At 65.8% G+C, this 25,710-nt stretch carries 23 protein-coding genes; 5 read left to right on the top strand and 18 right to left on the bottom strand.

Translation table 11 applies throughout. The features are described from left to right. Positions 1–40: 40 nt before the first annotated feature. Entirely contained in the window at positions 41–490 is a 450-nt protein-coding gene (gene cadR / locus RBB39_RS05830; RefSeq protein ID WP_045992798.1) for a Cd(II)/Pb(II)-responsive transcriptional regulator, read from the bottom strand. Between the two features lie 539 nt (positions 491–1,029). On the opposite strand from cadR, the gene RBB39_RS05825 reads away from it, so the two are divergent. Continuing rightward, the gene (locus RBB39_RS05825; RefSeq protein ID WP_306168913.1) at positions 1,030–3,120 is read left to right on the top strand and encodes a cation-translocating P-type ATPase; all 2,091 of its coding nucleotides are present in this window, start codon (positions 1,030–1,032) and stop codon (positions 3,118–3,120) included. 119 nt (positions 3,121–3,239) lie between these two features. Next, complete coding sequence (locus RBB39_RS22745; protein WP_371931861.1) at positions 3,240–3,347, top strand: hypothetical protein; 108 nt, start codon at positions 3,240–3,242, stop codon at positions 3,345–3,347. A 177-nt stretch (positions 3,348–3,524) separates the two neighbouring features. Here the strand turns inward: RBB39_RS22745 and RBB39_RS05820 are convergent, their stop codons facing one another. From RBB39_RS05820 to RBB39_RS05780, 9 genes are all read right to left on the bottom strand, one after another. Beyond that, positions 3,525–3,779: a type II toxin-antitoxin system Phd/YefM family antitoxin gene (locus RBB39_RS05820; protein WP_045992800.1), complete on the bottom strand. Its 255-nt coding sequence runs from the start codon at positions 3,777–3,779 to the stop codon at positions 3,525–3,527. Between the two features lie 82 nt (positions 3,780–3,861). After that, positions 3,862–4,596, bottom strand: a complete 735-nt coding sequence (locus RBB39_RS05815; protein WP_045992838.1) for a glutamine amidotransferase — start codon at positions 4,594–4,596, stop codon at positions 3,862–3,864. Positions 4,597–4,720: 124 nt separating this feature from the next. Beyond that, on the bottom strand, positions 4,721–5,899 hold the full coding sequence (locus RBB39_RS05810; RefSeq protein ID WP_185696393.1) for an iron-containing alcohol dehydrogenase: 1,179 nt from the start codon (positions 5,897–5,899) through the stop codon (positions 4,721–4,723). A 7-nt stretch (positions 5,900–5,906) separates the two neighbouring features. After that, positions 5,907–7,292 carry an aldehyde dehydrogenase family protein gene (locus RBB39_RS05805; RefSeq protein ID WP_045992801.1) on the bottom strand — a complete coding sequence of 462 codons (1,386 nt, stop codon included), beginning with the start codon at positions 7,290–7,292 and terminating at the stop codon, positions 5,907–5,909. Positions 7,293–7,365: 73 nt separating this feature from the next. After that, the gene (locus RBB39_RS05800; RefSeq protein ID WP_124803328.1) at positions 7,366–8,745 is read right to left on the bottom strand and encodes a glutamine synthetase family protein; all 1,380 of its coding nucleotides are present in this window, start codon (positions 8,743–8,745) and stop codon (positions 7,366–7,368) included. A gap of 99 nt (positions 8,746–8,844) precedes the next feature. Further along, complete coding sequence (locus RBB39_RS05795) at positions 8,845–9,903, bottom strand: twin-arginine translocation signal domain-containing protein (protein WP_045992803.1); 1,059 nt, start codon at positions 9,901–9,903, stop codon at positions 8,845–8,847. Between the two features lie 136 nt (positions 9,904–10,039). Continuing rightward, the gene (locus RBB39_RS05790; protein ID WP_306168912.1) at positions 10,040–11,350 is read right to left on the bottom strand and encodes a TRAP transporter large permease subunit; all 1,311 of its coding nucleotides are present in this window, start codon (positions 11,348–11,350) and stop codon (positions 10,040–10,042) included. A 90-nt stretch (positions 11,351–11,440) separates the two neighbouring features. Further along, positions 11,441–11,989, bottom strand: coding sequence for a TRAP transporter small permease subunit (locus tag RBB39_RS05785; RefSeq protein ID WP_045992805.1), 549 nt, complete (start codon positions 11,987–11,989; stop codon positions 11,441–11,443). Positions 11,990–12,172: 183 nt separating this feature from the next. Next, positions 12,173–13,132 carry a LysR family transcriptional regulator gene (locus tag RBB39_RS05780; protein WP_045992806.1) on the bottom strand — a complete coding sequence of 320 codons (960 nt, stop codon included), beginning with the start codon at positions 13,130–13,132 and terminating at the stop codon, positions 12,173–12,175. Between the two features lie 183 nt (positions 13,133–13,315). On the opposite strand from RBB39_RS05780, the gene RBB39_RS05775 reads away from it, so the two are divergent. After that, on the top strand, positions 13,316–14,116 hold the full coding sequence (locus tag RBB39_RS05775; protein WP_108132396.1) for a TraX family protein: 801 nt from the start codon (positions 13,316–13,318) through the stop codon (positions 14,114–14,116). A 238-nt stretch (positions 14,117–14,354) separates the two neighbouring features. Here the strand turns inward: RBB39_RS05775 and RBB39_RS05770 are convergent, their stop codons facing one another. After that, on the bottom strand, positions 14,355–15,299 hold the full coding sequence (locus tag RBB39_RS05770; RefSeq protein ID WP_045992807.1) for a LysR substrate-binding domain-containing protein: 945 nt from the start codon (positions 15,297–15,299) through the stop codon (positions 14,355–14,357). A 201-nt stretch (positions 15,300–15,500) separates the two neighbouring features. On the opposite strand from RBB39_RS05770, the gene RBB39_RS05765 reads away from it, so the two are divergent. Then, positions 15,501–16,511, top strand: coding sequence for a YeiH family protein (locus RBB39_RS05765; protein WP_108132395.1), 1,011 nt, complete (start codon positions 15,501–15,503; stop codon positions 16,509–16,511). Between the two features lie 110 nt (positions 16,512–16,621). On the opposite strand, the gene RBB39_RS05760 is transcribed toward RBB39_RS05765, so the two are convergent. The 3 genes from RBB39_RS05760 to purE form a co-directional block, all read right to left on the bottom strand. After that, positions 16,622–17,611: a BMP family protein gene (locus RBB39_RS05760; RefSeq protein WP_306168911.1), complete on the bottom strand. Its 990-nt coding sequence runs from the start codon at positions 17,609–17,611 to the stop codon at positions 16,622–16,624. Between the two features lie 135 nt (positions 17,612–17,746). Beyond that, positions 17,747–18,862, bottom strand: a complete 1,116-nt coding sequence (locus RBB39_RS05755) for a 5-(carboxyamino)imidazole ribonucleotide synthase (protein WP_045992810.1) — start codon at positions 18,860–18,862, stop codon at positions 17,747–17,749. A gap of 37 nt (positions 18,863–18,899) precedes the next feature. Next, complete coding sequence (purE, locus tag RBB39_RS05750; RefSeq protein ID WP_045992811.1) at positions 18,900–19,421, bottom strand: 5-(carboxyamino)imidazole ribonucleotide mutase; 522 nt, start codon at positions 19,419–19,421, stop codon at positions 18,900–18,902. Between the two features lie 249 nt (positions 19,422–19,670). Here purE and RBB39_RS05745 point away from each other — a divergent pair, with 249 nt between their 5' ends. Further along, positions 19,671–20,369 (top strand): YbaY family lipoprotein, encoded by a 699-nt coding sequence (locus tag RBB39_RS05745; protein ID WP_108448225.1) that lies wholly within the window; start codon positions 19,671–19,673, stop codon positions 20,367–20,369. A gap of 92 nt (positions 20,370–20,461) precedes the next feature. Here the strand turns inward: RBB39_RS05745 and RBB39_RS05740 are convergent, their stop codons facing one another. The 4 genes from RBB39_RS05740 to lhgO all read right to left on the bottom strand — a co-directional run bounded on the left by RBB39_RS05740 (position 20,462) and on the right by lhgO (position 25,614). Beyond that, positions 20,462–22,465, bottom strand: coding sequence for a TRAP transporter permease (locus tag RBB39_RS05740; protein WP_108448224.1), 2,004 nt, complete (start codon positions 22,463–22,465; stop codon positions 20,462–20,464). A 139-nt stretch (positions 22,466–22,604) separates the two neighbouring features. Next, entirely contained in the window at positions 22,605–23,186 is a 582-nt protein-coding gene (locus tag RBB39_RS05735) for a DUF1850 domain-containing protein (RefSeq protein ID WP_306168910.1), read from the bottom strand. 17 nt (positions 23,187–23,203) lie between these two features. Further along, the gene (locus tag RBB39_RS05730; protein ID WP_045992814.1) at positions 23,204–24,166 is read right to left on the bottom strand and encodes a TAXI family TRAP transporter solute-binding subunit; all 963 of its coding nucleotides are present in this window, start codon (positions 24,164–24,166) and stop codon (positions 23,204–23,206) included. Between the two features lie 245 nt (positions 24,167–24,411). Next, entirely contained in the window at positions 24,412–25,614 is a 1,203-nt protein-coding gene (gene lhgO / locus RBB39_RS05725) for an L-2-hydroxyglutarate oxidase (protein ID WP_124803342.1), read from the bottom strand. Positions 25,615–25,710: the final 96 nt, after the last annotated feature.

Raw genomic sequence — 25,710 nt, 5'->3', positions numbered from 1 at the left:
GCTCTATGCAAGGGGAGACGCGGGCTTGCGCCAGCCGGGCTCAACGCCGCGGATGGACGCCACCGACGTGGGCATGCTCCAGCGTCTCGGGGGGATCGACCGGCTGGGACAGTTCATTGAGGATGCCGCACTCGCCGACCTTGCCCTGGCCTGCGCAGCGACGGCGCAGGCCTTCCAGTTCGACCTTGAGCCTGGAGAGCTGAGCGATCCTCTGCTCGACGTGCCCCAGGTGCGCCTCGATCAGGGCGTCGGCCTCCTCGCAGGGCTGCTCGGGATCGTCCTGACAGACCAGCAGCGCGCGGATCTCGTCCAGCGTCATGTCCAGGGCGCGGCAGTGACGGATAAAGTCCAGGCGCTCGGCGTGGGCCTCACGATAGAGTCGATAGTTGCCCTCGCTGCGCGCAGGCTCGGGCAGCAGTCCTTCGCGCTCGTAGTAGCGCACCGTCTCCACCTTGACCCCGCTGCGTCTTGCCAGCTCGCCGATCTTCATGGGTTTTCCTCTCGCCAAACGTCCGTCCATTCTGGCCAGGCATCGACTGTCTCGTGCCAGCCCTTGACCCTATAGTGACTACAGGGTGTCAACTCTGACTCAGAGACCCGAGTGGAGTTCCCAGGATGGTAGATTCCCCCAAGATGGCAGATTCCCCCAAGATGGCAGATTCCCCCAAGATGGCAGATTCCCCTGAAGAGCGCAGCGCGAAAAGTACGAGCAAGGCCGGCTGCTGCGCTTACCGAAGCGCAGACGGCGATTCCAGAGTTGACGCAAGACCGGCAAGCACAGATGCCCGCTGCGGCTCCGACGCCAGGACCGAAACAGTAAGCGAAACCAGCTCGGCAAGCGCTGGCAGTTGCTGCGCCTCCAGTGCCACGCCCCGCACTGAAACCAAGACCGAAACTAGAGACGAAACAACAAGCGAAACCAGGACAGCGGGTACCAACACCTGCTGCGGCGCAGCCGAGACTGCCGACACCCCACAGAGCAGCGAAGCGTCCCCTTCGGCTAGTCGTCTTGCGCTGACCATCGACGAGATGTGCTGCCCCACCGAAGAAGGCGTGCTCAGAAAGGCGCTGGCCGATCTTCCCGGGGTCGAGGCACTGAGCTTCCAGCTGATGCAGCGTCGTCTGGTGGTCCATCACCAGGGTGTCGATCGCGACGCCTTGGCCGCCCGTGTCCGCGACACCGGCATGACGCCTCGCTTCGAGGATGACCAAGGCGCCGACGCCGCCCATGATTCCCGCAGCACCACGACGACGCCCTGGGGGCGCCTCGCGCTGGCCGGCATTCTGGCCCTGGGCGCCGAGGCCATCGGCTGGCTAGGGCTGACCGCTGGCTGGCTTACGCCGCTGCTGGCCATCGTCGCCATCGCCCTGGTCGGCCTCCCCACCTGGAAAAAGGGCCTTGTGGCGCTGCGCCACGGCACCCTCAACATCAATGCGCTGATGAGCGTGGCGGTGACCGGCGCCATGCTGATCGGTCACTGGGCCGAGGCGGCCATGGTGATCGTGCTGTTCACCCTGGCCGAGCACCTCGAGGCCAGGTCGCTTGCACGCGCGCGCCAGGCTATCTCAGGACTGCTCGACCTGGCCCCGCCCAGGGCACGGGTGCTGGATGAAGGAGAGTCTGGCAGCGGCGAGTGGCGCGAGATCGACGCCGACGACGTCGCCATCGGTGATCTGGTCAGGGTTCACGCCGGCGAGCGTCTGGCGCTGGACGGCGAGATCGTGCGCGGTGACCCTAGCCTCGACGAGGCGCCGATTACCGGCGAGAGCCTGCCGCGTGATCGCTCCCTCGGCGAGAGCGTCTACGCCGGCTCCATCAACCTGGCCGGCGACTTCGACTACCGCGTCACCCGGCGGGCCAATGATACCACCCTGGCGCGCATCATCCACGCGGTGGAAGAAGCCCAGTCCCGTCGCGCGCCTACGCAGCGCATCATCGATCGCTTCGCCGCCATCTACACCCCGGTGGTGTTCGTGCTGGCCGGGCTGGTCGCGCTGGGCTGGCCACTGCTCGGCCTCGGTCCCTGGCTCGACGGGGTCTACCGCGCCCTGGTGCTGCTGGTCATCGCCTGCCCCTGCGCGCTGGTGATCTCCACCCCGGTAACGGTGGTCAGCGGCCTCGGTGCCGCCGCACGCCAGGGTATCCTGATCAAGGGCGGGGCCTTTCTCGAGCAGGCCACGCGACTCACCCACCTGGCGCTGGACAAGACCGGCACCCTGACCGAGGGCAAGCCACGACTGGTGCGCTCAGCTGCGCTCGGTGACAGCAGCGACGCCGAGGGACAGCGCCTGGCCCTCGCCCTGGCGGAGCGCTCCAACCATCCGGTGTCCCGCGCCCTGGTGCAGGGGCTGGGCTCTCAGCCTAGGGTGTCACTGGAAGGTGTCGAGGAGCGCGGCGGTCGTGGTCTGGTGGCAAGCGAGGTCGATAGCGGTGCGACGGTGTGGCTCGGCAACGCCCGCCTGGCCGGCGAGATGGGGGTCAGCCAGGCCCAGCTGACCAGCAGCGACGCCGACAACGACGACGCCGGCATCGTCTGGCTGGGGCGCGACGAGCGGCTGCTGGCCTACTTCGCGGTCAGGGACGCCCTGCGCAGCACCAGCCGCCAAGCCATCGAACGTCTGCATCGCCAGGGGGTGAGCGTCAGCATGCTCAGCGGCGACGCCCAGGCCAGGGTCGATGCCATCGCTCGTGAAGCCGGCATCGACGAGGCCTACGGTGAGCTGTTGCCGGAGGACAAGCTGGCGCGCCTGGACGCGCTGTCCCGACGCGGTGTGTGCGCCATGGTCGGCGACGGCATCAACGACGCTCCCGCCCTGGCCCGGGCCGATATCGGCATCGCCATGGGCGCGGCAGGCAGCGACGTGGCCATCGAGACCGCCGATATCGCGCTGATGAACGACGACCCGGCCAGCCTGCCGCGGCTGATCGACCTGGCCCGCAGCACCCGCCGCCTGCTGGTGCAGAACATCGCCCTGGCGCTCGGCATCAAGGCGGTATTCCTGGCCCTGGCGCTGACCGGCCACGCCACCTTGTGGATGGCGGTGTTTGCCGACCTGGGCTCGAGCCTGCTGGTCGTCGGCAACGGACTGAGGATACTCAGACAGCGGTTTGATGGTTGATAGGCAAAGAGGGAGCACCTGAGCCTGGCTTTTCTGGCGAAGGCAGCTCCCATACTCCCGACCAACACCGCAGCGCGCCTAGTTGCCATGCAATCAGGTGACTACGATGAATGCACTGAATGCACTGGGAGACGCTACCTATGGCCATGCTGACGGTTCGCAACCTTCCCAACGAGGTACATCGCGCCCTGCGCATCCGTGCGGCTCGACACGGTCATAGCATGTAGGCGGAGGTACGCGAGATCCTCGAGACGGCGGTATCGCTCGAGGGCAAGGTCAAGCTGGGTTCGTTGCTGGCCGATATTGGCAAGCAGGCCAGGCTGAGCGACAGCGAATTTGCCGTGTTCGAGCAGGCCCGCGACAAGACGCCTGCGCGACCGGTGAGTCCATAACCCGACGCGCCATCACGGTATCCCTTGCGACGAGTCGAACTGGGAGAAGGTGTCCCATACCGACATACGATCAAAGTCCTCCGGCACGCTGAACTGGCCATCAAGAAAGCCAAGCCGCCTCAGGTGCTCGGGCTCCGGTCTTTCGATGGAGGTAACCCGAACCACCGGCTTGCCCGCCATTGTAATGAAGCATCCTTCTCCCTGACGGACTCGCTCGACGAGCTGTACCAATTGCGTGCTGGCTTCTTCGATGTCAAAGGATCGCATGCTCTTCCCCCCGCCTGGTCACGACAAACTGCCTGCGACATGAGACAAGCGTACAGCCGTATTCAGCTTGCTGCAGTCATCGTCACCCCTCCCTGACCGCCATCGCCTCGCGCATGAAGCGCAGTATCCACTCGGCCATCACGCCGTCGTCGATGCGTCCGGCCAGCGAGGCCTGGCCCTGGCGTACCCGTTCTTCCCCGACCAGGCCCTGGCGCAGTCGCATCAGGTCGCGGGAGTAGTCGGGGCGAAACTCGGGGTGGCCCTGGACGCCAAGAAAGCAGCGGCCGACGCGGATCAGGTAGTGGGGGCAGAAGCCGCTGCCGCCCAGGGTCGAGGCGCCTTCGGGTAGCGCCTCGACCTGATCCTGGTGGCTGACCAGCAGGTCGAGGTCATGCTGCCAGGGGGTCATCCAGGGCTCGCGCTCGCCGACCCGATTGTTGGAAAGCCCCACGCCCCAGCCCTTGGGACTCTTGATCACCTCGCCGCCCAACGCCTTGACGATCAACTGATGGCCGAAGCACACCCCCACCAGAGGCTTCTCCGCGCGATAGAGCGCGCGCACGAAGTCCTCGAGCCGGGCGATCCAGGCGTGGCCGTCGTTGACCCCGAACTTCGAGCCGGTGGTCAGCCAGGCGTCCACTGCCTCGACGTCATCGGGAATCTCGCCGTCCAGGCAACGGTAGACCTGCCACTCGAGGCTGACCCCCAGGGAAAAGGCCGCCGGCGCCAGCAGCGCCTCGAACATGGCCGGATAGTTGCCGTGGGCGTCGATCAGCTCCGGCGCCACGTCGTCGCACTGCAGTAGACCGATTCGCATGATGTTCTCCATCACCAGTACTCCCTTGACGCTGGCCGGCCACCTTGCCAGAGACGACCCGGGCGCCGCCAGGGCCATGTCATCGGGCGGGGCCGGGCGCTATTCCAAGCGCTAATACCAAGCGCTATAGCCGGCCCTGCTGGGCCGCCAGGAAGATGCGTTGATAGTCCTCGGCCGTAAAGGCGATGGGATTGCTTGCCGCGGACGGGTCGACCACCGCCATTTCGCCGATCTTCACCGCCTCGGCGTCGTCGATGCCGATGGCCGCCAGGTCGTGGGGGATAGCGAGCCGCTCGCGCAGCTCGAGCACCCAGTCGATGGCACTTGAGGTGCCCGGCTGGCGAATATCGAGATAGCGACACAGGCGCACCATGGGCTCACCGATGGCGCGCTCGTTGGCCTTGAGCACATAGGGCATCAGGATGGCGTTCAAGGTGCCATGGTGGGCGTCGTACAGCGCCCCCAATGGATGGGCCAGGGCATGCATGGCGCCGAGCCCCCGCTGGAAGGCGGTGGCGCCCATGCTCGATGCCACCAGCATGTTGAGCCGGGCCTCCAGGTCGTCGCCATGGGCGTAGGCCCGGGGCAGATAGTCACGGACCCGGCGCATGCCCTCCACCGCGATGCCCTCGGCCATGGGGTGATAGCCCGGCGCGCACCAGGCCTCCAGACAGTGGGACAGGGCATCCATACCGGTAGCGGCGGTGACCGCAGGGGGCAGGCCCACGGTCAGGGTCGGGTCCAGGATCACCCGGGCCGGCACCATGCCGGGGTGGAAGATGATGCGCTTGACCCGCTCGGCCTCGTCGGTGATCACCGAGGCGCGTCCCACCTCCGAGCCGGTACCTGCGGTGGTCGGCACCGCCACCAGCGGCACGATGGCGTCGCCGTCGGCGTTCTTCCAGTTGTCGCCGACGTCCTCCAGCGACCACAGCGACAGGCCGTCGCGCTGATTGGCCATCAGCGCCACCGCCTTGGCCGCGTCGAGTCCGGAGCCTCCGCCGAAGGCGATCACGCCGTCGTGCTCACCCTGGCGGAAGGCGTCGACGCCGGCGATGACGTTGGCACCGGTGGGATTGCCCTTGATCTCGGCAAACAGCCCCGCCCTGAGTCCTTCGCCGGCGCAGTGATCGAGCACTTCGCGCACCATCGGCAGCGCCGCGAGCCCCGGATCGGTGATCAACAACGGCGCTGTCATGCCAAGCTCTCGGCACTGGGCCGGCAGGTCACGAATCCGACCGGCGCCGGTGAGGATGGCCGAGGGGTAGTTCCAGCTGGTGGTGTAGCGGCTGATATCGCTCATGGTTGCCTCAGGCGTGTTTCAGATGGAAGGACTTGGGCCGGGTCAGGCTGTCGAAGCCGAGCCGCGACAGCGAGCAGCCGCGACCCGAATGCTTGACGCCGGTCCAGGCCAGCTCCGGGTCCAGATAGTCGCAGCGATTGACGAAGGCGGTGCCCACCTGAAGCCGCGCGGCCAGCGCTTCGCCGGCGACCAGGTCGCGGGTGAAGATCGCCCCGGTCAGGCCGAACTCGGAGTCATTCATCAAGGCGATGGCCTCGTCGTCGCCGTCCACCGCCATCACCCCGACCACCGGGCCGAAGCTCTCCTCGCGCATCACCGCCATGCTGTGGTCGACCCCGGTCAACAGCTGTGGCGCCAGATAGGCGCTGCCGGGGCGCGACAGCGGATAGTCGCCGGGGTCGATCCAGGCGCGAGCGCCGGCGGCCACCGCCGCCTCCACCTGGCCCCGTACGAAGTCGGCGGCGGCGGGCTTGACCACCGGCCCCAGGCTGGTTGACGGGTCGCAGGGGTTGCCGAGCCTGAGCTGCTTCAGCCAGGCCACCGCCCGTTCGACGAAGTCATCGAAGATGGCGCGCTCGACGTAGATCCGCTCGATGCCACAGCAGCTCTGGCCCGAGTTGAAGAAGGCGCCGTCCATCACCCCTTCCACCGCGCTGTCCAGGTCGACGTCGGCACGCACATAGGCGGCGTCCTTGCCGCCGAGTTCCAGCGCCGTGGCGATAAAGCGCCCGGCGGTGGCGGCTTCGACGGTGCGACCACCGCCCACCGAGCCGGTGAAGGACACATGGTCGATGCGAGGGTCACCCATCAGGGACTCGGTGGCCTGGTGGCTCAGATGCAGGTACTGGAACACCCCCTCGGGGATACCCGACTCTCGGGCGGCCTCGACCATGCGCTCGGCACACAGCGGGGTCTGGGCGGAGTGCTTGAGGATCACCGCATTGCCGGCGAGGATCGCCGGCACCACGGCGTTCACCGCGGTCATGTAGGGGAAGTTCCAGGGCGCGACGATCAGCGAGACGCCCAGCGGTTCGCGGCGGATATAGCGGGTAAAGCCGGGCTTGTCGGCCAGGCGCAGCGGCGCGAGCGCCTCAGGCGCCATGGCGATCATCGCCCGGGCGCGCTCCTCGAAGCCGCCGATTTCCCCGCCGCCCTGAGAAATGGGCCGGCCCATCTGCCAGCACAGCTCCTCGGCGTGCTGATCGCGCCGGGCGACGAAGGCGTCCACCATCGCACTGCACAGGCGGCAGCGCTCGGCGACGTCACGTTCGCGCCAGTCCTGCTGGGCCTCGACCGCGCGGGCCAGGGCCGTTTCGATCTCGGCCGCGCCGGCCTGCTCGCGCTCCACGTACACCGAGCCGTCCACCGGCGATATCGTCTGTTGAATGGCCATGCAGTTCTCTCGTCTGTCGGTTGGCGGGATGCCGGGCATCCGCGTCAGATGATCTCGATACCGGGCATCCGCGTCAGATAATCTCGAAATAGCGATCGAGCTCCCAGTCGGTGATATGCCGACGGAATTCGCGCTCCTCCCACTCCCGGGTGGCGGCAAAGTGCTCGACGAAGTCGTCGCCGAAAAGCCCGCGCGCAGGCGTCGATGCCTTGAGCCGCTGGGCCGCCTCCCACAGGGTTCGCGGCAGCGCCTGGTGCTCGGGATGGTCGAGCTCGTAGGCGTTGCCGGTAACCGCGGTATCGGGCTCGAGCCCCTGCTCGATGCCATAAAGGCCGGCACCGATGGCCGCGGCCAGCGCCAGGTAGGGATTGGCGTCGGCGCTGCCGAGCCGGTATTCGACCCGCTGGGACTTGGCGCTGCCGGGGATCACGCGCAGGGCGGTGGTGCGATTCTCGACGCCCCAGGTGGCGTCCGTCGGCGCCCAGAAGCCGGGAATCAGCCGGGTGTAGCTGTTGATGGTGGGGGCGAACATGGCCAGAAACTCGGGCATCAGCCGCTGCTGGCCGGCGACGAAGTGACGCTGGATGGCGCTCATGGAGTGCTCGGCGTCGGAGTCGTAGAAGGCCGACTCGCCGCTCTCGAGGTGCTTCATCGACAGGTGGATATGGCCGCTCTGGCCGGGATAGTCCGGCGACCACTTGGCCATGAAGGTGGCCATCAGGCCGCGTCGCTGGGCCCACACCTTGGTGAAGGTCTTGAACAGCGCCGCCTTGTCGCCGGCGGCCAGCGCCTCGTCGACGCCGATGGCGGCCTCGAGCACGCCTGGCCCGGTCTCGGTGTGCAGCCCCTCGATGGGGAAGTCCATGCGCTGGGACAGCTCCAGCAGCTCGTGGTAGAGCTCGGCATGCACCGAACTCCTGAGCATGGAGTAGCCCATCATGTCCGGGGTCAGCGGGCGCAGGTTGCGAAAGCCCTTCTCGCGCACCGATTCCGGCGTCTCCTGGAACATGAAGAATTCATACTCCAGCGAGCCGTGAACCGAGAAGCCCATCTCGGCGGCCCGGCCCAGCACCCGCCGTAGCAGGCCACGCGGACAGATCGCCTCGGCCCGCTCGGTGAATTCGGCCATGAACAGCAGCATGTCGCCTTCGAAGGGTACCTCGCGACAGCTCTCCGGCAGCACGCGCAACTGGGCGTCGGGATAGCCGGTGTGCCAGCCGGTGTAGCGCGTGTTGTCGTACAGCTCGTCCTTGCTGTCCCAGCCCAGCACCACGTCGCAGAAGGCGAAGCCGCCGTCGAGGGCGGCAAAGAACTTGTCGCGGTGCATGTACTTGCCGACCATCACCCCGTCCAGATCGAGAAAGCCGATCTTGACGTGGGAGAGGTTGCGCGCCTCGACCACCCGGCGGGCGTCATCCGCCGTGCGCACGTCCCTGGGATTGAGTCCTGACATCGATCACCCTCCTCATGGGCGAAGGAACAAGGGCGAAGAAACAACGGGCCGACCTTGATTGCCGGGCCGGCCCGCAACGCCCGATATCTACCGAGAGTGTCAGCTGTAGCGGTAGGGAGGTCCCGCCTGCTGCATGGTCTGACGATAGTCCTTGAGGATCTGCACCACCTTGGCGTTGCGCTCGCTCTGGCCTGCGATCTCGTCCCAGAAGCTCAGCGCCTCGTCCTCGATGGTCTGCCACTCGCTTTCCGGGATCGAGGTCAGCTCCAGCTTGCCGCCCTGGGTGCGGTAGTGGGCCTCGCCCCACCAGTACCAGTGCTGACGATAGTAGTGAGAGCTGTCCATGCACATTCTGAACAGCGTCTTCAGGTGATCCGGCAGCTCGTTCCAGCGCTCGCTGTTGGCGAAGTAGGAGCCGGCCCAAGCGCCGGAAATATTGTTGGTCAGGTAGTAGCTGGAGACGTCCGCCCAGCCCACGGTGTAGGCCTCGGTGATGCCTGCCCAGGCGATGCCGTCGAGTTCGCGGGTCTGCATGGCGACCTCGATGTCCTCCCACGGCAGGGTCACCGGCACCACCCCGAAGCGGGTCAGGAAGCGCCCGGCGGTGGGGAAGGTGAAGACCCGTTTGCCCTCCAGGTCCTTGATGCTGCGAATCGGCTCCCGGGTGACAAAGTTGCAGGGGTCCCAGCTGCCGGAGCCGAGCCAGGTCACTCCCTCGATCTCGCCGTAGGCCTCCTCCCAGATTTCCTTGAGGCCGTAGTGGTTGAACAGGGTCGGCACGTCCAGGCTATAGCGCGAGGCGAACGGGAAGTAGCCGCCGAACACCGAGACATCGACCGGGGCGTTGATCGAGTCGTCGTCGCTCTGCACCGCGTCGATGGTGCCCCGCTGCATCGCTCGGAACAGCTCGCCGGTGGGCACCAGCTGGTCGGAGAAGTACAGCTCGATCTCCATCTCGCCGTTGGCGGCCTTGTTGAAGGCCTCGATGGAGGGCTTGATCACGTGCTCCGCCAGGGCTGGCCCTGCGTAGGTCTGCAGTCGCCAGCGGATCGGTGTCTTCGACTGGGCGTGGACGTAGGGGGCGGCCAGGGTGCCCGCCCCCACGGTGGCGGCGGTGGCGACACCGGCCTTCTTGAGGAAGTCGCGACGATTGGTCATCCGTTCTCTCCCGTTTTCGTTGTTGTTGCCTGACGTTGCGTCCGTAAAGGACGCCTGTTGTCGTCTTCTCCTGCCTTCTTTAAAGCTCCTTGCTTCACATCCCTGCCTGCCGGGCCAAGACCGCGACAGTCCTGCCTCAGTAGTCCCTGAACAGACCCGGCAGCCATAGCGCCAGCTCGGGAAACGCGGTGATCAGCGCAAGCCCCGCCAGCATGATGGCGACGAACGGCCAGACGCTGCGGTAGATGTCGCCGAGACTGATCTCCGGCGGGGCCATGGCGCGCATCAGAAAGAGGTTGTAGCCAAACGGTGGGGTCATGTAGGCGATCTGCACGGTGATGGTGTAGAGCACTCCGTACCAGATCGGGTCGAAGCCCAGTGTGATCACCAGCGGCACGTACAGCGGCGCCACGATCACCAGCATGGCGGTGTCGTCGAGGAACATGCCCAGCAGAATGTAAGACAGCTGCATCATCACCAGGATCTGCCAGGGGGTGAGGCCGAACTGGTCGAGGAATACCGACTCGATGGCGCGCACCGCGCCGAGACCGTCGAACACCGCGCCAAAGCACAGCGCCGCCAGGATGATCCACATGAACATGCAGGTGATGCCGAGCGAGCGACGCACCGTGGTCTCGATTACCGCCAGCGTCAGACGGCGCTTGAACGCCGCCGCCAGGGTCGCCGACAGCGCCCCCACCGCGGCGCTCTCGACCAGGCTGGTGACGCCCATCACGAACAGCCCGGTCATGAAGAAGAAGATCGCCAGCGGCATGATGCCCGCGCGCAGAAGCTTCAGCTTGTCGGCGGTGGACAGGTTGCGCTCCTCCGGCGGCAGCGCAGGCCCCAGGCTCGGCTGCAGGCGACAGCGCACCACGATGTAGATGACGAACATCGCCGCCAGGATCAACCCGGGGATGGCTCCGGCCAGCCATAGCTGGCTGACCGGCTGTCGCGCGATCATGCCGTAGAGCACCAGCACCACGCTGGGCGGCACCAGGATGCCAAGCGAGCTTCCGGCCTGGATTACCCCGGTGACCATGATCTTGTCGTAGCCCCGGCGCAGCAGTTCCGGCAGGGCGATGGTGGCGCCGATGGCCATGCCGGCCACACTCAGTCCATTCATCGCCGAGACCACCACCATCAGGCCGATGGTACCCACGGCGAGCCCGCCCATCCATACGTGGAACATCTCGTAGAGTTCGGAGGCAATGCCCGACTCCGACAGCATGTACCCCATGAAGATGAACAAAGGCAGGGTCAACAGCGGATACCAGTTCATCAACTGGATGGCAGCGCTGAACGGCATCTCCATGCCGCCATCGCCCCACAGCAAGAGCGCCGCCGCCGCGCCGACGAAGCCGATGACGCCGAACACCCGCTGTCCGGTCAACAGCAGCAACATCATCGAAGAGAACATCGTCAGCGCGATCATTTCATAGCTCATCGATCGCCCTCCGTCCCTGGCTCTGGCTTAGAAACAGCAACATCATCGACGCTCTCGACAAGGGCAGCGTAAGCGCGATCATTTCATAGCTCATCGATCGCCCTCCCCGTCCTTCTCCCCCTCGGTCTGCTCGAGCGGGTGTCCTCTCAGCACGGCGATATCCTTGAACAGGGTCGAGAGGCACTGGGCGAGCATCAGCGCTACCCCCAGGGTCATGATGATCTTGATCGGCGCCAGCGGCGGCGCCCAGGAGCTGTAGTTGGTCTCGCCGTACTTGATCGCGTAGCTGGTGCTGGAGATGCCGCCGGCCAGCAGGGTGGCGAGGAACACCAGCAACAGCAGCATGGTCAGGACGTCGCTCATGGCCTTGGCCCGTGGCGATAGTCGGGTATAGAAGAGGTCCATGCGCACATGGTCGTCGAGCTGCATGGAGTAGGCGCCGCCCAGCAGAAAGTAGGCGACCATCAGGAACTGGGAGACCTCGACGCCCCAGATCAACGGCCGATCAAACAGGGTGCGCGAGAGCGAGGCGTAGAGCAGGACCCCGATCATCACGAAGATCAGGTACATGACGATACGACCGATACGCCGATTGAATCGGTCCACGTAGCGGACGTAGAGGCGAATGGCTGCCGGCATGGGAGCTCCCGGACACAAGAGGAATCTCCTGAGTCTTGGCCCAGCCTGGCCGGACGTGCCAGTTGCATCGACTTCAACGACGTGATGACTATCGAAGCTTTCGATACTGCTCAAGCAAAGTGCAGAGAAAAGCAGCCACTGCACCGAAACCGGCCATGAAACTGGCCATCGCCGGGAAGATCCTCAGACGGAAGTGACGATCTGCTCCTCGACCCAGGGCAGCTCCTCGGTGAGCGTGGCACGAAAGTCGCCGTCCAGCAGGCGGCGGGCGTCCCGCGCCAGCTGCCCAGGCAAGCCACCGAGTTCGTCGCGCCTGGCGACCAGCGTCAACGAGCGCTTGAGCGGCGCCAGCGGCAGCGCTTCGATGCGCACCCTGAGCTGATCGAGCCCCGCCTGATACAGGCACAGCGGGGTCGTCACGGTAAAGCCGACGCCGTCGCTCACCGCCTTGAGCAAGGCGCAGGTGTTGTCCAGGTGCAGCCGCGCCGGCAGCTCCACACCGGCCAGGCGCAGGTGGCGCTCGATACTCTGGCCGATCAGCGACTGCGGCACGTAGCGCACGAAGTCGAGCTGACGCGATAGCCAGCGCAGATTGTCAGCAGGCCCCGTCCAGCTCGCCGGCAACACCAGCACAAAGGGCTCGTCCAGCACCCTGTGACGCTCCAGGCCGTCGTAGTTTTCCAGCCGATCGTCGGAGATGATCACGTCCACGTGCCGCGTCAGCAGCGAGTGCCCGTGCATGTGCGAAAGCCCGGTGGTCAAGGTGTAGTCACGGGTATGGCGGCGGATGACGTCGATCAGCGGCTTGCCCACGGCGGTGGCCAGCGAATCCACCAGCGCCAGGCGCATCTGATGCAATTGACCGAAGGCACCGGTGATCAGTTCGCGGCGGGTATCCCTGGCCTCGCCCAGCAGACGGCGGGCACGGTCATAAAAGAAGCGTCCGGCGCTGGTGGGTTCCAGCGGCCGCGAGCGGCGCTCGAACAGCGCCAGCCCCAGGCTCTCTTCGAGGGTCGCCAGGCAATGCGACACCGACGACTGGGTCAGGCCGAGCGCCTCGGCGGCGGCGCTCTGGCTACCGCGTTCCAGGGTCTCGACGAAGATTTCCATACTGCGCAGGTCGAAGCCGAAGCCATTCTTCATGGCGTCTCCTCGGTGGTGATGTTGTTATTGTCTCGGCGCTGTTGTCGGCTCTTGCTGGGGCTGTCGCAGGGATCCTTGACCCGGTGCTGATCCTGGTCGGTGTCGAAGCTCTACTCTGACTCCTGCGGAACTTGTCGGCCCGGCACAAGTCTACCCTGGCAAGCCGAACAACAGGGAAGTCCGATGACCTACGTCGCCAGCGCCAGCTACCACGAACGACCGTCCTCCCACTGGACCGGCTGGGGCCAGTGGATCGCGCTTGTCACCATGACCCTGGACCACCTGGCACGCTACCTGGCCACCGACGCCTGGCACCTTGGCTGGGTCGACTCGAGCGTGGGCCGTATCGCCTTTCCACTGTTCGCCGGCATGGTCGCCTGGCACGGGCTGTTCAATACCCGTGATCCGCTGCGCTACGCACGCCGGGTGATGATCATCGGTCTGCTGGCCCAGTTACCCTACCAACTGATGCCCCGCGAGGCGCTGTTTCAGCTCAACATCTGCTTTACCCTGGCGCTCGGGCTGATGGCCGGCCACTGGCTTGAGCAACTGACCCGGCGACAGGAGGCCGGAGAGCTGGGCCATGTACGCCTGGCGCTGGAAACCCTCGGCGTGGCAACCGGCTGGTACTTTGCCGGCTTCTGGGTCGAATACGGCCACCATGGCCTGTTGCTGGTGCCGTTTTTCATGCTCGGCATGGGCCAGCTCCATCGTACCGACGACGCCCTGCTCTCGCGCCTGCTGGCGGTGGTCGGCTGCCTGCCGCTGCTGCTGGTGGCAGGCATGATGAACAGCTCCGACATGGCCAAGTCGGTGACCGTGGCCACGGTCCTGGCGGTACTGCTGCTGGCCGCTGGTGCTCACCGGCTATGCCGCGCGCCCGGCATCGTCATGCCGCGGCGGATGTGGCTCGCATGGTATCCGGCCCACTTCGCGGTGATCGCCGCCATCCTGCTGTGGACCGGCAACGCCCAGATAATGTGAACCCGAAAGCGCGGTGATCGCCGCCATTCTGCTGTGGACCGGCAACGCCCAGATCATGTAACGGTACCGGCAACGCCCAGAGAACCCGCCAAGGTGGCTCGCCTGCTCTTGATACCCCCAGGCCCACTTCGCGGTGATCGCCACCATTCTGCTGTGGACCGGCAACGCCCAGATAATGTGATATTGAAAGCGCGGTGATCGCCGCCATTCTGCTGTGGAACGGCAACGCCCAGATCCTCTAGGCGTCCTGCGCCGGCAGCGCGAAACGGCTTCTCTGTTCCATCAAGAAGACCTTGAAGGCCTGCCAGGCCGGGCTGCGGTAGCGGTCCGGATGCCACACCAGCGAGAAGTGGCGGGTCAGCGGCAGGTCATGTGACAGCGCCAGCAACTCCCCTCGTTCGAGCTCTCCCCGCACGCTCAGATGCGACAGGCAACCCAGTCCCAGGCCCGCCGCCACGGCCTGCTTGATCGCCTCGTGCTGCCCCAGCTCCATGCGTACCTTGAGCCTCGGCACCCGGGGCAGCACCGCCGCCTCGAGCACCTCCCGGCTGCCGGAGCCGATCTCGCGCAGGATCCACGACTGCTCGACCAGATCAGCGTCCTCGACCCGGCCCTTGGCCACCAGCGGATGTCCGGGCGCGCAGACGATCACCATATGGTCTTCGCACCACACTTCGCTGGCGAGTCCCGGCTCGTGACAGCGCCCCTCGATCATCCCCAGGTCGGCGTCGAAGCGCTGTACCTCGGAGATCACCTCGCCGGTATTGCGAAGCCTCAGGCGCAGGTCGACCCCCGGATGCAGCCCGCCGAACTCCCCGGCCAGCGGCGGCAACAGATAGGTGCCGATGGTGGCGCTTGCGGAGATCGCCAGGCTGCCGTGGAGCTCGTCTCCCGGTTCCTCGGCGGCGGCGATCAGCTCGCCCAGATCATCCAGCAGCTGTTCGGCGCGCGGCAGCAGTCGATGGCCCATGTCGTTCAGGCCAAGCCGCCGTCCCGGGCGTTCGAACAGGGTGACACCAAGTTGACGCTCCAGGTCCGCCAGCGCCTGGCTGGTCGCCGACTGGGACAGGCTCAGTTGTCTGGCCGCGGCGCTGACGGTTCCCAGCCGGGCCACCGCCACGAAGACCTCGAGCTGGCGCAGGGTGATATGGGAGCGGGTGGGACTGTCTGGCGAGAAACTCATCACGGTGCTCGACGGTTGCAGGGAAGATGGCGGGGAAACGACAACGGCTCCTATATCGGCTCAGCTTATAACAGGTTTCGTTATTACACGATAATCATCTGGCATATCCACGCCTAGAATCTCCCTATCGAAGCGACGCCTCAGGCTCCACCCAGACGAGCCGGTAGCGGCGATACCCTGACACGAAGAGGAGATCCGCTCATGTGGCAAGGACTTGCGCTATGCGCACTATTGACGCTGGCCGGGCAGGCCATCAGCCGACTGCCCGGTATCGCCGACGCAGGCGTCAGTCCGCTGGTGTTCGCCCTGCTGCTGGGCATCGTGGTCGGCAATCTGCCGCTCAAGCGCACCGTCGAGGGCGCCCAGCCGGGGCTCGCCTTCGCTACCCGCTGGCTGCTGCGCGGCGGCATCGTGCTGTTCGGCCTGTCGCTGACCTTCGCTCAGGTGGTCGGACTCGGGCCCAAGGTGCTGCTGCTGGACGCGCTGATCATCACCGCGGTACTGCTGGTCGGCTACCAGATCGGCACCCGGGTGCTCGGCATGGATCGCGAGACCACCCTGCTGACCAGTGCCGGCAGCGCCATCTGCGGCGCCGCTGCGGTGCTCGCCACCGAGTCGACCATTCGCTCGAAGCCGGCAGCGGCGTCCATGGCGGTGGCCACGGTGGTGCTGTTCGGCTCCCTGGCCATGCTGACCTACCCGCTGCTGTATCCGTGGCTGGGCATGGACGAGGGACTGTTCGGGGTCTATATCGGCGCTACCGTGCATGAGGTGGCCCAGGTGGTCGCCGCCGGCGACGCCGTCGGCCCGGATGCCCTGGCCAACGCGGTCATCGTCAAGCTGGTGCGGGTGATGCTGCTGGTGCCCTTCCTGCTGGTGGTCGGCCAATGGTGGCTGCGTCAGCCGACCCAGGAAGGCGCCGAGGCCGGCGCTCAGGGCGCACACAAGGCCAAGCTGGTGATCCCCTGGTTTGCCCTCGGCTTTATCGCCATGGTCGGCGTCAACAGCGTCATCACCCTGCCCGCGCCGCTGCACTCGGGTCTGGTGCTGGCCGGCCAGATCGCCCTGACCATGGCCATGGCCGCGCTTGGCATCAACACCCGGATGTCTCGCCTCAAGGCGCTCGGCGTGAAGCCCTTTCTGCTCGCCCTGATCCTGTTTGTGCTACTGGTGGTCGGTGGCGGGATGGCCAGTGCCCTGCTGATGGGCTGACCGGATCGATGGACCGGGCAGGAACCCGACACACAGCGAAGAAGGCGGCCTTGCGGCCGCCTTCTTGCGTGGTGCTGATCCATCATTGAGCAGCGAGAGACTTGCCCCTGCTACAGAGAGAATTCCTCGCCGTCGTAGGACGTCTGTACCTCGATGCTTCCTTCGACGATCTCGGCGGCGAGGCGATCGAGTTCGGCGACGATGTCGTCCTCGACCCAGGGCGCCAGCGACAGACGCACCGCCTCCGGGTTCTCCAGGCCGATACGCACCACCTCACCCGAGCTCCAGCTGCCCTGCTTGACCGCCTCGGCAGCAACAAAACCCGCCATGGACACGTTGGCGATGGCGGAGCCGGCGAACACCTCCGGGTAGTCCTCATGCCACTCGCGCACATTGCCGAACTGCCAAACGCCTTCAGCCTCCTGCATCGCCTCGATGGCCCCTTGGCGACCCGCATTCAACATGGTGAAGATGATATCGGCACCGGCCTCGATCTGGGCGCTGGCCACGTCATGGGCCAGTGACACATCGTCCTGATCGCCGGCGAAGATGGTGAGGAAGTCGGCGTCCGGCCGGGTATGCTGCAGACCGTGGTAGAAGCCCCCGCGACCCTTGAGACCCGGAGTGACGCGAATCCCCGAGATATGGCCCACCACGCCGCTTTGGGTCAGCAGACCCGCCGCTGCACCGGCGAGCCAGGCGGACTGCTCCTGAAGGACTTCATAGCTCGACACATTGTCGCCGGTGACATCCCCCTGGGTGACGGAGAACAGCACCTCGGGATAGTCCGCGGCCACCGTCATCACCGCCTCGGAATTCTGACCGCCGTGGGCGATGATCAGGTCCGGCCCGGCATCCGCCAATCTCCGCAGGGCGGCCTCAAGTGCGTCGGGCTCCGGCGCTATCCCGTCCTCGTAGCTGATCTCGGCGCCAAGTTCGGCCTCGATGCGCTCGAGTCCACGGTAACCCGCCTCCATGAAGCCGCCGTCATCCTTCTGCCCCGGCAATAGCATGGCCACCTCGAAGGCATCCGCCACGGCCAGGGAAGGCGAAAGCGAGAGACCACACAGCGCCACCATGTATCCAACTTTGCGAATCATCGAACACCTCATTACTTGTTTTTGTATACAGAACGCACCAACTACTCTAGCGCCGTGGTGGCGTCATCGCCACCCCGAAACGACGACGGGCCCCGTGTTGGGGCCCGTCGTGGAGGGAGCGAAACAGCGCCGGGCTCAGTCTTCGAAGCTAAAGCGCACCTCGGGGGCGTCCGGCACCAGGGCGGCGCATTCGCGCACCCGCTTGAGCAGGCTCGCGTGATCGTCGGCGACCAGGTTGATGTGACCAAGCTTGCGACCGGCGCGCTCGCTCTTGTCGTAGCGATGCAGGTGGGCGTCGCGCATGGCCAGCACCTGGCTCGGCTCGGGCTCGCGTCCGATCACGTTGACCATGCAGGTCGGCGCCCGGGCACTGGTGTCCCCGAGCGGCAGGCCCTGGATGGCACGCAGATGATTCTCGAACTGGCTGGTCACCGCGCCATCCATGGTCCAGTGGCCGGAGTTGTGCACTCGCGGTGCCATCTCGTTGGCCAGCAGGCTGCCGTCGGCGCACTGGAACAGCTCCAGGGTCAGCACACCGACATAGTCCAGCTCGTCCAGCAGCGCCCGGATGTATTCATCGGCGGTGTGCTGGACGCTGTCGTCGAGATCCGGCATCGGCGCCAGCGAGTAACGCAGGATGCCATCGACATGGACGTTTTCCGCCATGGGGTAGAACACCACCTCTCCGTCGCGTCCGCGCACGGCGATGATCGACACCTCGCGCACGAAGTCGACAAAGGACTCGACGATCAACCGCGGGTGATTGATGCGCTTCCAGGCATCGGCAGCTTCCGCCGGGTCCTTCAGCACCGCCTGCCCCTTGCCGTCATAGCCCTCGGTGATCGACTTGGCCACCACCGGCGTGCCCAGCTCACGAGCGGCGGCTTCCAGCGACTCGGCGCTGTCCACCAGGCGATAGGCCGGCGTCGGAATACCCAGTCGATCGAACAGCGCCTTCTCCTCGGCACGATTCTGACACACCCGGATCGCCTCACTGCCGGGGTAGACCGGTTTCTCGGCTTCGATCGCCTGGACCAGCGACACCGGCAGGTGCTCAAACTCGTAGGTGACCAGGTCGACGTCTTCGAGGAAGCTCTGGACGTGCTTCTGGTCGGTGTCGATCATCACCTCGCCGATCCCGGCGCTGGGGTGGCCGGTGGTATCGAGAAAGCGGAACCGGTTGGCCAGCGGATAGCCGGCCAGCGCCAGCATACGGCCGAGCTGTCCGGCCCCGAGAACGCCAATCTTCATGACTTGCTCCTGTTTTCCTGCGGGTACACGACGCCGTTCAGCCCTGGCGAGACTCGGGCGGACGAGGATCGGGATTGTCGAGCACGGTCTGGGTCTGCTCGGCGCGGAAGGCCTCGACGGCCTCGCGAACCTGGCTGTCCCCGAGCCCCACGATCTGGGCTGCCAGCAGGCCAGCATTGGTAGCGCCGGCCTTGCCGATGGCCAGGGTGCCGACGGCGACGCCGCCCGGCATCTGGGCGATCGACAGCAGTGAATCCAGCCCCTTGAGCGCCTTGGACTCCACCGGCACGCCGAGCACCGGCAGCGCGGTCTGGGAGGCGACCATGCCGGGCAGGTGCGCTGCACCGCCGGCCCCGGCGATGATCACCTGAATACCACGCTCGGCGGCACCCTTGGCGTAGTCGAACAGCAGATCCGGGGTGCGGTGGGCGGAGACCACCTGGGTCTCGTAGCTCACGCCGAGGCGCTCGAGCATGGTCACGGCGTGTTCCATGACCGGCCAGTCGGACTTGGAACCCATGATCACGCCGACCCGGGGCGCTGGGGAAGTGGATGACATCGGCAACTCCTCGAAGAAACGACGGCGCCGCGGCAAAGAAATCGCCACGACAAGGGAACAATCGGGAAGCGGCATAGTCTAGCAGAGCCGGGGGAGCAGTACCTCTCCCTATGCGGAGACGTCGCCAGCCAGCGACAGCGCCTTTCACCCTGACTGCGCATTGGCCTGCTAGGGTAACGCTGCTGTCGCGGCCATCGCCGACACTCCACGCCGCCTGACAGGACGACCCGCTCACCCAAGGAGAGAGCCATGAAACCGACCCTGCTGCTTATTGCCGCCCTGACCTCCGGCCTGGCGCTGGCCGGTTGCGATGAGGGACAGAGCACCGCCAGCACCGCGCAGGAGGGCTCGAACGCCAGCCAGCAGAGCACCACCGAACAGGCGCAGAAAATGACGCTTGACGGTACCCTGAGCTTCGCCGAGGCCGGCCAGAGCCTGCCCGACAATGCCGAGGCCACGGTGTTGCTCAACGACGTTGCCCTCGCCGACGCCCCGGCCAGGACCATCGCCGAAACCACGGTGACCATCGAGCGCCAGGCGCCGACCGACTTCTCGCTGAGCTACGCAAGCGACGCGGTGAACCCGCGCCACACCCACAGCCTGCGTGGCGAGATCCGCAACGACGAAGGTCAGTTGGTGTGGACCAGTACCGAAGCCACTCCGGTGGAAGTCGGTGCCGACGCCGACCAGCCGCCGGTGTCGGTGGTGCTGCGCCCGGTGGGTGCCGACGGCAATGCCCAGAGCGACAGCATGCAGAAGGCCCAGGAGGCGCTGCTGTCCAGCGGTGATGAACCCACCGCCGCCGAGAAGCAGGCCGTGGAAGAGGCCGACGCCGTGGCCGAACAGGCCGCCGGCATGCAGGAGCCCAGCCAGGGCGCCGCCGCGGCGAGCGGCGAAAATGCCGACACCGGTGCCAATACCGAGACGTCGTCCAGCCAGCCGCAGTAAGCGAGCGCCCTCGACGGACCGGCTCCTCCCGATACGACAACGCCGTGCCCAAGGGCACGGCGTTGTCGCTGCTGGCGGCTGCCCTGGCGCCGCTAAGCTGTTGCCGGCGAGCGGCGAGCCTGCCAGAAGTTGAGGCTGATGATCGCCAGCATGACGGCGGCACCGGCGACGTCGAACACCAGCGACGGCAGGAACACCCCGACGATCGCCGGCAGCAGCAGCACGCGCTGCCAGATCGCCATGCGGGTGAACAGATAGCCTTCCAGGGTGGCGGCGAAGGCGCCCAGCGCCAGAAGCCCGGTGAAGCCCTTCCAGATCAGCAGCCAGACCGGCCCGCCGACGATGATCTCGGGGTTGTAGACCATGAACAGCGGCACCAGGTAGAGGCCCTTGGCAAACTTCCACGACTGGAAGCTGGTCTCCATGGGCTTGGCCCCGGCGATGGCGGCCCCGGCGAAGCCGGCCAGCGCGATCGGCGGCGTCACGTTGGAGTCCTGGGAATACCAGAACACCACCAGGTGGGCGATCAGCAACGGCACCCCGAACTCATTGGCCAGCGCCGGTCCCACCAGCACGATCAGCACGATATAGCTGGCCGTCACCGGCAGCCCCATGCCCAGCACGAGACTCGCCAGCAGCACCATGATCAGCGCCAGCAGCAGGTTACCGCCCGAGAAAGCCAGCATCATGGCCGAGAACTTGAGGCCGAGACCGGTCAGCCCCACTACCCCGACGATGATCCCTGCCACCGCACAGGCCATGGTCACCGCCACGGCGTTGCGCGCACCGAGTTCGAGGCCTTCAATCAGCTTGAGCAGACCGTTGCGACAGGCCAGCCCCAGACGCTCGGCGGTCACCGGCTGCCCCTCGCCTGGCGCCACGAACAAGAACCACACCGCAAAACGCAGCACCGCCACCAGCAGCATGCAGACGATGGCGTAGTAGCCCACTCGCATCGGCGACATGTTCATCATCAACAGCCACACCAGCACCGCCAGCGGCAGCAGGAAGTGCCAGCCGTGCTTGAGCACGTCGCTCATCTGCGGCAGCTCGTCCTTGGCCATGCCCTGCATGCCCTCCTTGAGGGCGATGATATGCACGAACAGATAGACGGTGGCGAAGTACATGAAGGCCGGCAGGATGCTGACCTTGACCACCTCGAGATACGGCAGCCGGGTGTACTCGGCGATCAGGAAGGCACCGGCCCCCATCAGCGGTGGCATGATCTGGCCACCGGTCGACGCCGCCGCCTCGATGCCACCAGCCTGGTGGGGCTTGTAGCCCAGGCGCTTCATCAGCGGGATGGTAAAGGCGCCGGTGGTGACCACGTTGGCGATGGCGCTGCCGGAGATCGAGCCCATGCCGGCGGAGGCGATGACCGCGGCCTTGGCGGGCCCGCCACGCTGGCGGCCGGTGGCAGCGTAGGCAAGATCGATAAAGAACTTGCCCGCCCCGGTGATCTCGAGAAAGGCACCGAACAACACAAAGATGAAGATATAGGTCGCGGCCACCCCCATGGGCAGGCCGAAGATGCCTTCCTGCCCCAGGTAAAGCTGGCCCACCAGGCGATCGAGATTGTAGCCGCGATGCTCGAGGATGCCGGGCAGGAACTGGCCGAGCCAGGGTAACTCGCCACGAGGCCCGGCAAAGGCGTAGAGGATGGCGATCAGGCCGATGATGGTCATGCCCAGACCCACCGCGCGACGGCTGGCCTCCAGCACCGTGATGGTGGCGATGATGCCGACGGTGATGTCGGTCTGGCTCCAGAAACCGGCGCGATTGATGATCTCGTCCAGAAACAGCGCCATGTAGCCGCCGGTGATCATCGCTCCGGTAAAGAACACAAGGTCGATCGCCCCACCCAGCACGCCCCTGTCACGCTTGGGACCGAACACCGGAAACATCAGGAACGCCAGCATCATCACCAGCGCAAGGTGGATGCTGCGCTGATAGAACAGCCCCAGCGGCTGAATCCCCGCCGAGTAGAGCTGGAACAGCGACAGGCCGACCGCCACCAGGGTGATCAGCCATAGGATGGTCTTGGGGTGGTTGGCCTGGCTGCCAGGCACCACCGGTGAAGCTGCCGTTTCGCTCATTGTCGTGATTCTCGTCAGGCCTTGCCGGCGCTTGGCCGGTCGGCATAATTCGGAATGCTGTCGCAGGTCGCAGGCCCTCGAGGGGCCGAAGTGCCCACGCGGTTGGTGGCGTTATTCGATAGCCTGGGCCAACGACAGGCTAGTCGCGCCGCTCGAGTCCAACGCTGACCAAACGCCCCGCCGCCAGATCGCTCAGGCTGATGGGCGTGGAGGCCGCCGGCACGGCCAGGGAGTCCCCGTCCGCACAGTCGGCCCGAGCCTTGATCAACGTCTCCAGGGTCGGCTCACCACGGCTGACCAGGCGATGATCGACGCGCTTGGCGCCGACCCTCAGCCGATAGCGATTGCCGGGGACGGGCTCGTCGATGTCCTCGATCCAGTAGCCGCCCTGACCGTCGCTGACCTGGCGTCCGCGCCCGGGCACATGGTCGAGGCCCGCGGCGAAGTCCGGCAGGTGGCTACGTTCAAGCACCATGGCACCGCCGAGGTTGCGATAGCAGTCAAGCACCTCGAAGCCTTCTACCGAGTGATTCCAGGCCAGGCACCAGCCGGCACCATCGGGCATCGGCAGTTCCACCAGCGCTGCACCCTCGGCGTCGCGCACGCTCAAGGTAAATAGAGCATCGCAGTCGGCATCACTTGCCTGGCCAGCGCCCGCCACAGTCATCAGCGTGACCAGCCCAAGCGCAGGCAGGGCGAGCCCGGAGGCCCGCCCTGCCATGTGTCGACGCCCCGCCATCAAGGACGCTGCTTGTCCTGCACCTCGGCACCGACTTCCTCGTAGTAGCGCAGTGCGCCAGGGTGGAAAGCGATAGGTGTGGAGTTCACCGAGAACTCGACGGTGGTGTCATTGGCCGCCGGATGGATGGCGATCAGCTCGTCGGTCTGCTCGAACAGGGTCTTGGTGATCTGGTAGGCCAGTTCCTCGTCCATCTCGCTGCTGGCGATCAGCACGTTGGGTACGCCAAGGGTCTGCACCGCTTCTTCCATGCCTTCGTAGAGACCGGCCTTGAGCTCATACGGGGCAAACACCGGTTCGTCCTCGCGCGCCTTGGCGACTTCCTCGTCGCTGAGGCCGATCAGCCGAACATCGCTGGTGGTGGCCAGATTCAGAATCGAGCTGGTGGGCGGCCCCACGCTCCAGAAACCGGCATCGATATCGCCATCACGCAGGGCGTCGGCGGTCTCGTTGAAGTTCAAGCGACGCGGGTCGAAGTCGTCATAGCTGATGCCGTTGGCTTCGAGGATGGCGCGGGCGTTGAGCTCGGTGCCGCTGCCCGGCGCACCCACGGACACGACCTTGCCTTCCAGGTCATCCAGCGAGTCGATGTCGGAGTCGGCCATGGTCACGATCTGCACCGCATTGGGATAGATGGAGGCGATGGCACGAATGTTCTCGAGCTTGCGCCCCTCGAAGTCACCGGTACCGGTAGCGCCCTGGTGGACGGTGTCGGCCAGCGCCAGCGCCAGATCGGAGTCACCACGCCAGACCAGTCCCATGTTCTCCACCGAGGCGCCGGTCACTTCGGCCACGGCGTCGTAGCCGTCGACGTGCTTCTTGATCAGCTCGGCCAGGCCTCCACCGTAGGGGTAGTAGGTGCCGCCGGTTCCACCGGTGGCGATCGACAGCTGGCTCTGGGCCACGGCGCTGTGGCTGGCAACCAGCAGGGATGCCGTCAGGGCAAGGGTCAGTGCTCGCATGGTCTTCCTCCGTTCCTCGTGGGAACCGCTTAGAATTTATTGTGCGGAATTGAAGTGTCGATACAGCAATCGCCTAGGCAAGCTAGCAAGAGCCGGCCTCGCTTGCCACTGCAGACATTTCGACGTTTTTTATCTTTGTCTGCAATTCTCACAAGGTCTTAGAGACACTGGCCCGCCATCCTGCCCGTCGAACCCCCGAAGGGCGCGCTTCTCAGGGAGCTGGCGTCGCGCCGGCTTTTCACGCCTCAGCGTTGACTGTCGACCTGCTCGCGTACCTTGGCGACGATATGGGCACCGATCGGCAACGCCGAGGTCGCCGCCGGCGATGGCGCATTGCCGACGTTGATGGTGCGCGGCGTGTTGACGAACAGAAAGTCGTCGACCAGCTTGCCGTCTCGTGTCACCGCCTGGGCACGCACCCCGGCCGGGTAGGGCTTCAGGTCATCGAGGGTGAGACTCGGGCAGTACTTGCGCACCTCTTCCAGATAGCCACGCCGTGACAGCGAGTTCTTCATCTCGCGCATGCCAGGGCCCAGATGACGCCACAGCACCTTGAGAATACCCGGATGGCTGACCATGCCGACCAGATCCGCTGCCGAGACATCACGCTTGCGATAGCCCTCGCGGGCCAGTGCCAGCACGGCGTTGGGCCCCACCGTCACGCTGCCATCGATCATGCGGGTAAGGTGGACGCCGAGAAACGGCATGCTGGGGTCCGGAATCGGGTAGATCAGATGATTGACGATGGCGTTGCGGTGCTCGGGCAACTGAAAGTACTCCCCGCGGAAGGGGCAGATGGTGAAGCTCGGAGTCTGACCCAGCATGCGCACCACCCGGTCGGCCATCAGCCCCGAACAACTCACGAGGTAGCGACTACTGAAGGTCTCGGTGGTAGTGGTCACCACCACTTCCTGGCGACGTTCGTCGAGCCCGGTGACCTCCCGTGAGTAGCGGATCTCGCCACCGCGTCGCTCGAACTCGGCGGCCATGGCGCGAGTGACCTCGGCATAGTCGACAATACCGCTGGACGGCACGAAGATGCCGCCGACGCCGGTGATGTTGGGCTCGCGCTCTGCCAGGGCACCGGCGTCGAGCCATTCACGCTCGAGCCCATTGGCCTCGGTACGTTCCCACAGGGCCTTCATCCGCCCCAACTCCACCTCGTTGGTGGCGACCAGCAGCTTGCCGCAGCTGTCGTAGGCGATGTCGTGGGTCTCGCAGAACGCCTTGGTGGCACGGTTGCCTTCCAGACAGAAGCGCGCCTTGAGGCTGCCCGGTGTGTAGTAGACCCCGGCGTGTATCACGCCACTGTTGTGACCGGTCTGATGGCGAGCCGGACCGTCCTCCTTTTCCAGCAACAGCATGCGCTTTTCAGGATAGGCGTCCTTGAGCTGCATGGCGGTGGACATGCCCAGAATGCCACCGCCGATGATGATGAAGTCGTACATGGGGGTCTCGTTGTCCTTGGTCTTGCCCCACCGCCGGGACGGGGCCGGATACATCGTGGGCAGCCGGGTATCGCGGGGCCCATCACCCTAGAGTAC

This window comes from Halomonas sp. MMSF_3323 (assembly GCF_030733595.1).
GTDB classification, from domain to species: domain Bacteria; phylum Pseudomonadota; class Gammaproteobacteria; order Pseudomonadales; family Halomonadaceae; genus Halomonas; species Halomonas litopenaei.
The sequence above is the reverse complement of the archived record's forward strand: the minus strand, read 5'-3'. Positions and strand labels throughout refer to the sequence as shown.

Bases quoted from the DNA above. Each gene is read 5' to 3' on its own strand.
- cadR (WP_045992798.1), bottom strand. From the start codon at position 490: ATGAAGATCGGCGAGCTGGCAAGACGCAGCGGGGTCAAGGTGGAGACG.
- RBB39_RS05825 (WP_306168913.1), top strand. From the start codon at position 1,030: ATGTGCTGCCCCACCGAAGAAGGCGTGCTCAGAAAGGCGCTGGCCGAT.
- RBB39_RS22745 (WP_371931861.1), top strand. From the start codon at position 3,240: ATGCACTGGGAGACGCTACCTATGGCCATGCTGACGGTTCGCAACCTT.
- RBB39_RS05820 (WP_045992800.1), bottom strand. From the start codon at position 3,779: ATGCGATCCTTTGACATCGAAGAAGCCAGCACGCAATTGGTACAGCTC.
- RBB39_RS05815 (WP_045992838.1), bottom strand. From the start codon at position 4,596: ATGCGAATCGGTCTACTGCAGTGCGACGACGTGGCGCCGGAGCTGATC.
- RBB39_RS05810 (WP_185696393.1), bottom strand. From the start codon at position 5,899: ATGAGCGATATCAGCCGCTACACCACCAGCTGGAACTACCCCTCGGCC.
- RBB39_RS05805 (WP_045992801.1), bottom strand. From the start codon at position 7,292: ATGGCCATTCAACAGACGATATCGCCGGTGGACGGCTCGGTGTACGTG.
- RBB39_RS05800 (WP_124803328.1), bottom strand. From the start codon at position 8,745: ATGTCAGGACTCAATCCCAGGGACGTGCGCACGGCGGATGACGCCCGC.
- RBB39_RS05795 (WP_045992803.1), bottom strand. From the start codon at position 9,903: ATGACCAATCGTCGCGACTTCCTCAAGAAGGCCGGTGTCGCCACCGCC.
- RBB39_RS05790 (WP_306168912.1), bottom strand. From the start codon at position 11,350: ATGAGCTATGAAATGATCGCGCTGACGATGTTCTCTTCGATGATGTTG.
- RBB39_RS05785 (WP_045992805.1), bottom strand. From the start codon at position 11,989: ATGCCGGCAGCCATTCGCCTCTACGTCCGCTACGTGGACCGATTCAAT.
- RBB39_RS05780 (WP_045992806.1), bottom strand. From the start codon at position 13,132: ATGAAGAATGGCTTCGGCTTCGACCTGCGCAGTATGGAAATCTTCGTC.
- RBB39_RS05775 (WP_108132396.1), top strand. From the start codon at position 13,316: ATGACCTACGTCGCCAGCGCCAGCTACCACGAACGACCGTCCTCCCAC.
- RBB39_RS05770 (WP_045992807.1), bottom strand. From the start codon at position 15,299: ATGAGTTTCTCGCCAGACAGTCCCACCCGCTCCCATATCACCCTGCGC.
- RBB39_RS05765 (WP_108132395.1), top strand. From the start codon at position 15,501: ATGTGGCAAGGACTTGCGCTATGCGCACTATTGACGCTGGCCGGGCAG.
- RBB39_RS05760 (WP_306168911.1), bottom strand. From the start codon at position 17,611: ATGATTCGCAAAGTTGGATACATGGTGGCGCTGTGTGGTCTCTCGCTT.
- RBB39_RS05755 (WP_045992810.1), bottom strand. From the start codon at position 18,862: ATGAAGATTGGCGTTCTCGGGGCCGGACAGCTCGGCCGTATGCTGGCG.
- purE (WP_045992811.1), bottom strand. From the start codon at position 19,421: ATGTCATCCACTTCCCCAGCGCCCCGGGTCGGCGTGATCATGGGTTCC.
- RBB39_RS05745 (WP_108448225.1), top strand. From the start codon at position 19,671: ATGAAACCGACCCTGCTGCTTATTGCCGCCCTGACCTCCGGCCTGGCG.
- RBB39_RS05740 (WP_108448224.1), bottom strand. From the start codon at position 22,465: ATGAGCGAAACGGCAGCTTCACCGGTGGTGCCTGGCAGCCAGGCCAAC.
- RBB39_RS05735 (WP_306168910.1), bottom strand. From the start codon at position 23,186: ATGGCAGGGCGGGCCTCCGGGCTCGCCCTGCCTGCGCTTGGGCTGGTC.
- RBB39_RS05730 (WP_045992814.1), bottom strand. From the start codon at position 24,166: ATGCGAGCACTGACCCTTGCCCTGACGGCATCCCTGCTGGTTGCCAGC.
- lhgO (WP_124803342.1), bottom strand. From the start codon at position 25,614: ATGTACGACTTCATCATCATCGGCGGTGGCATTCTGGGCATGTCCACC.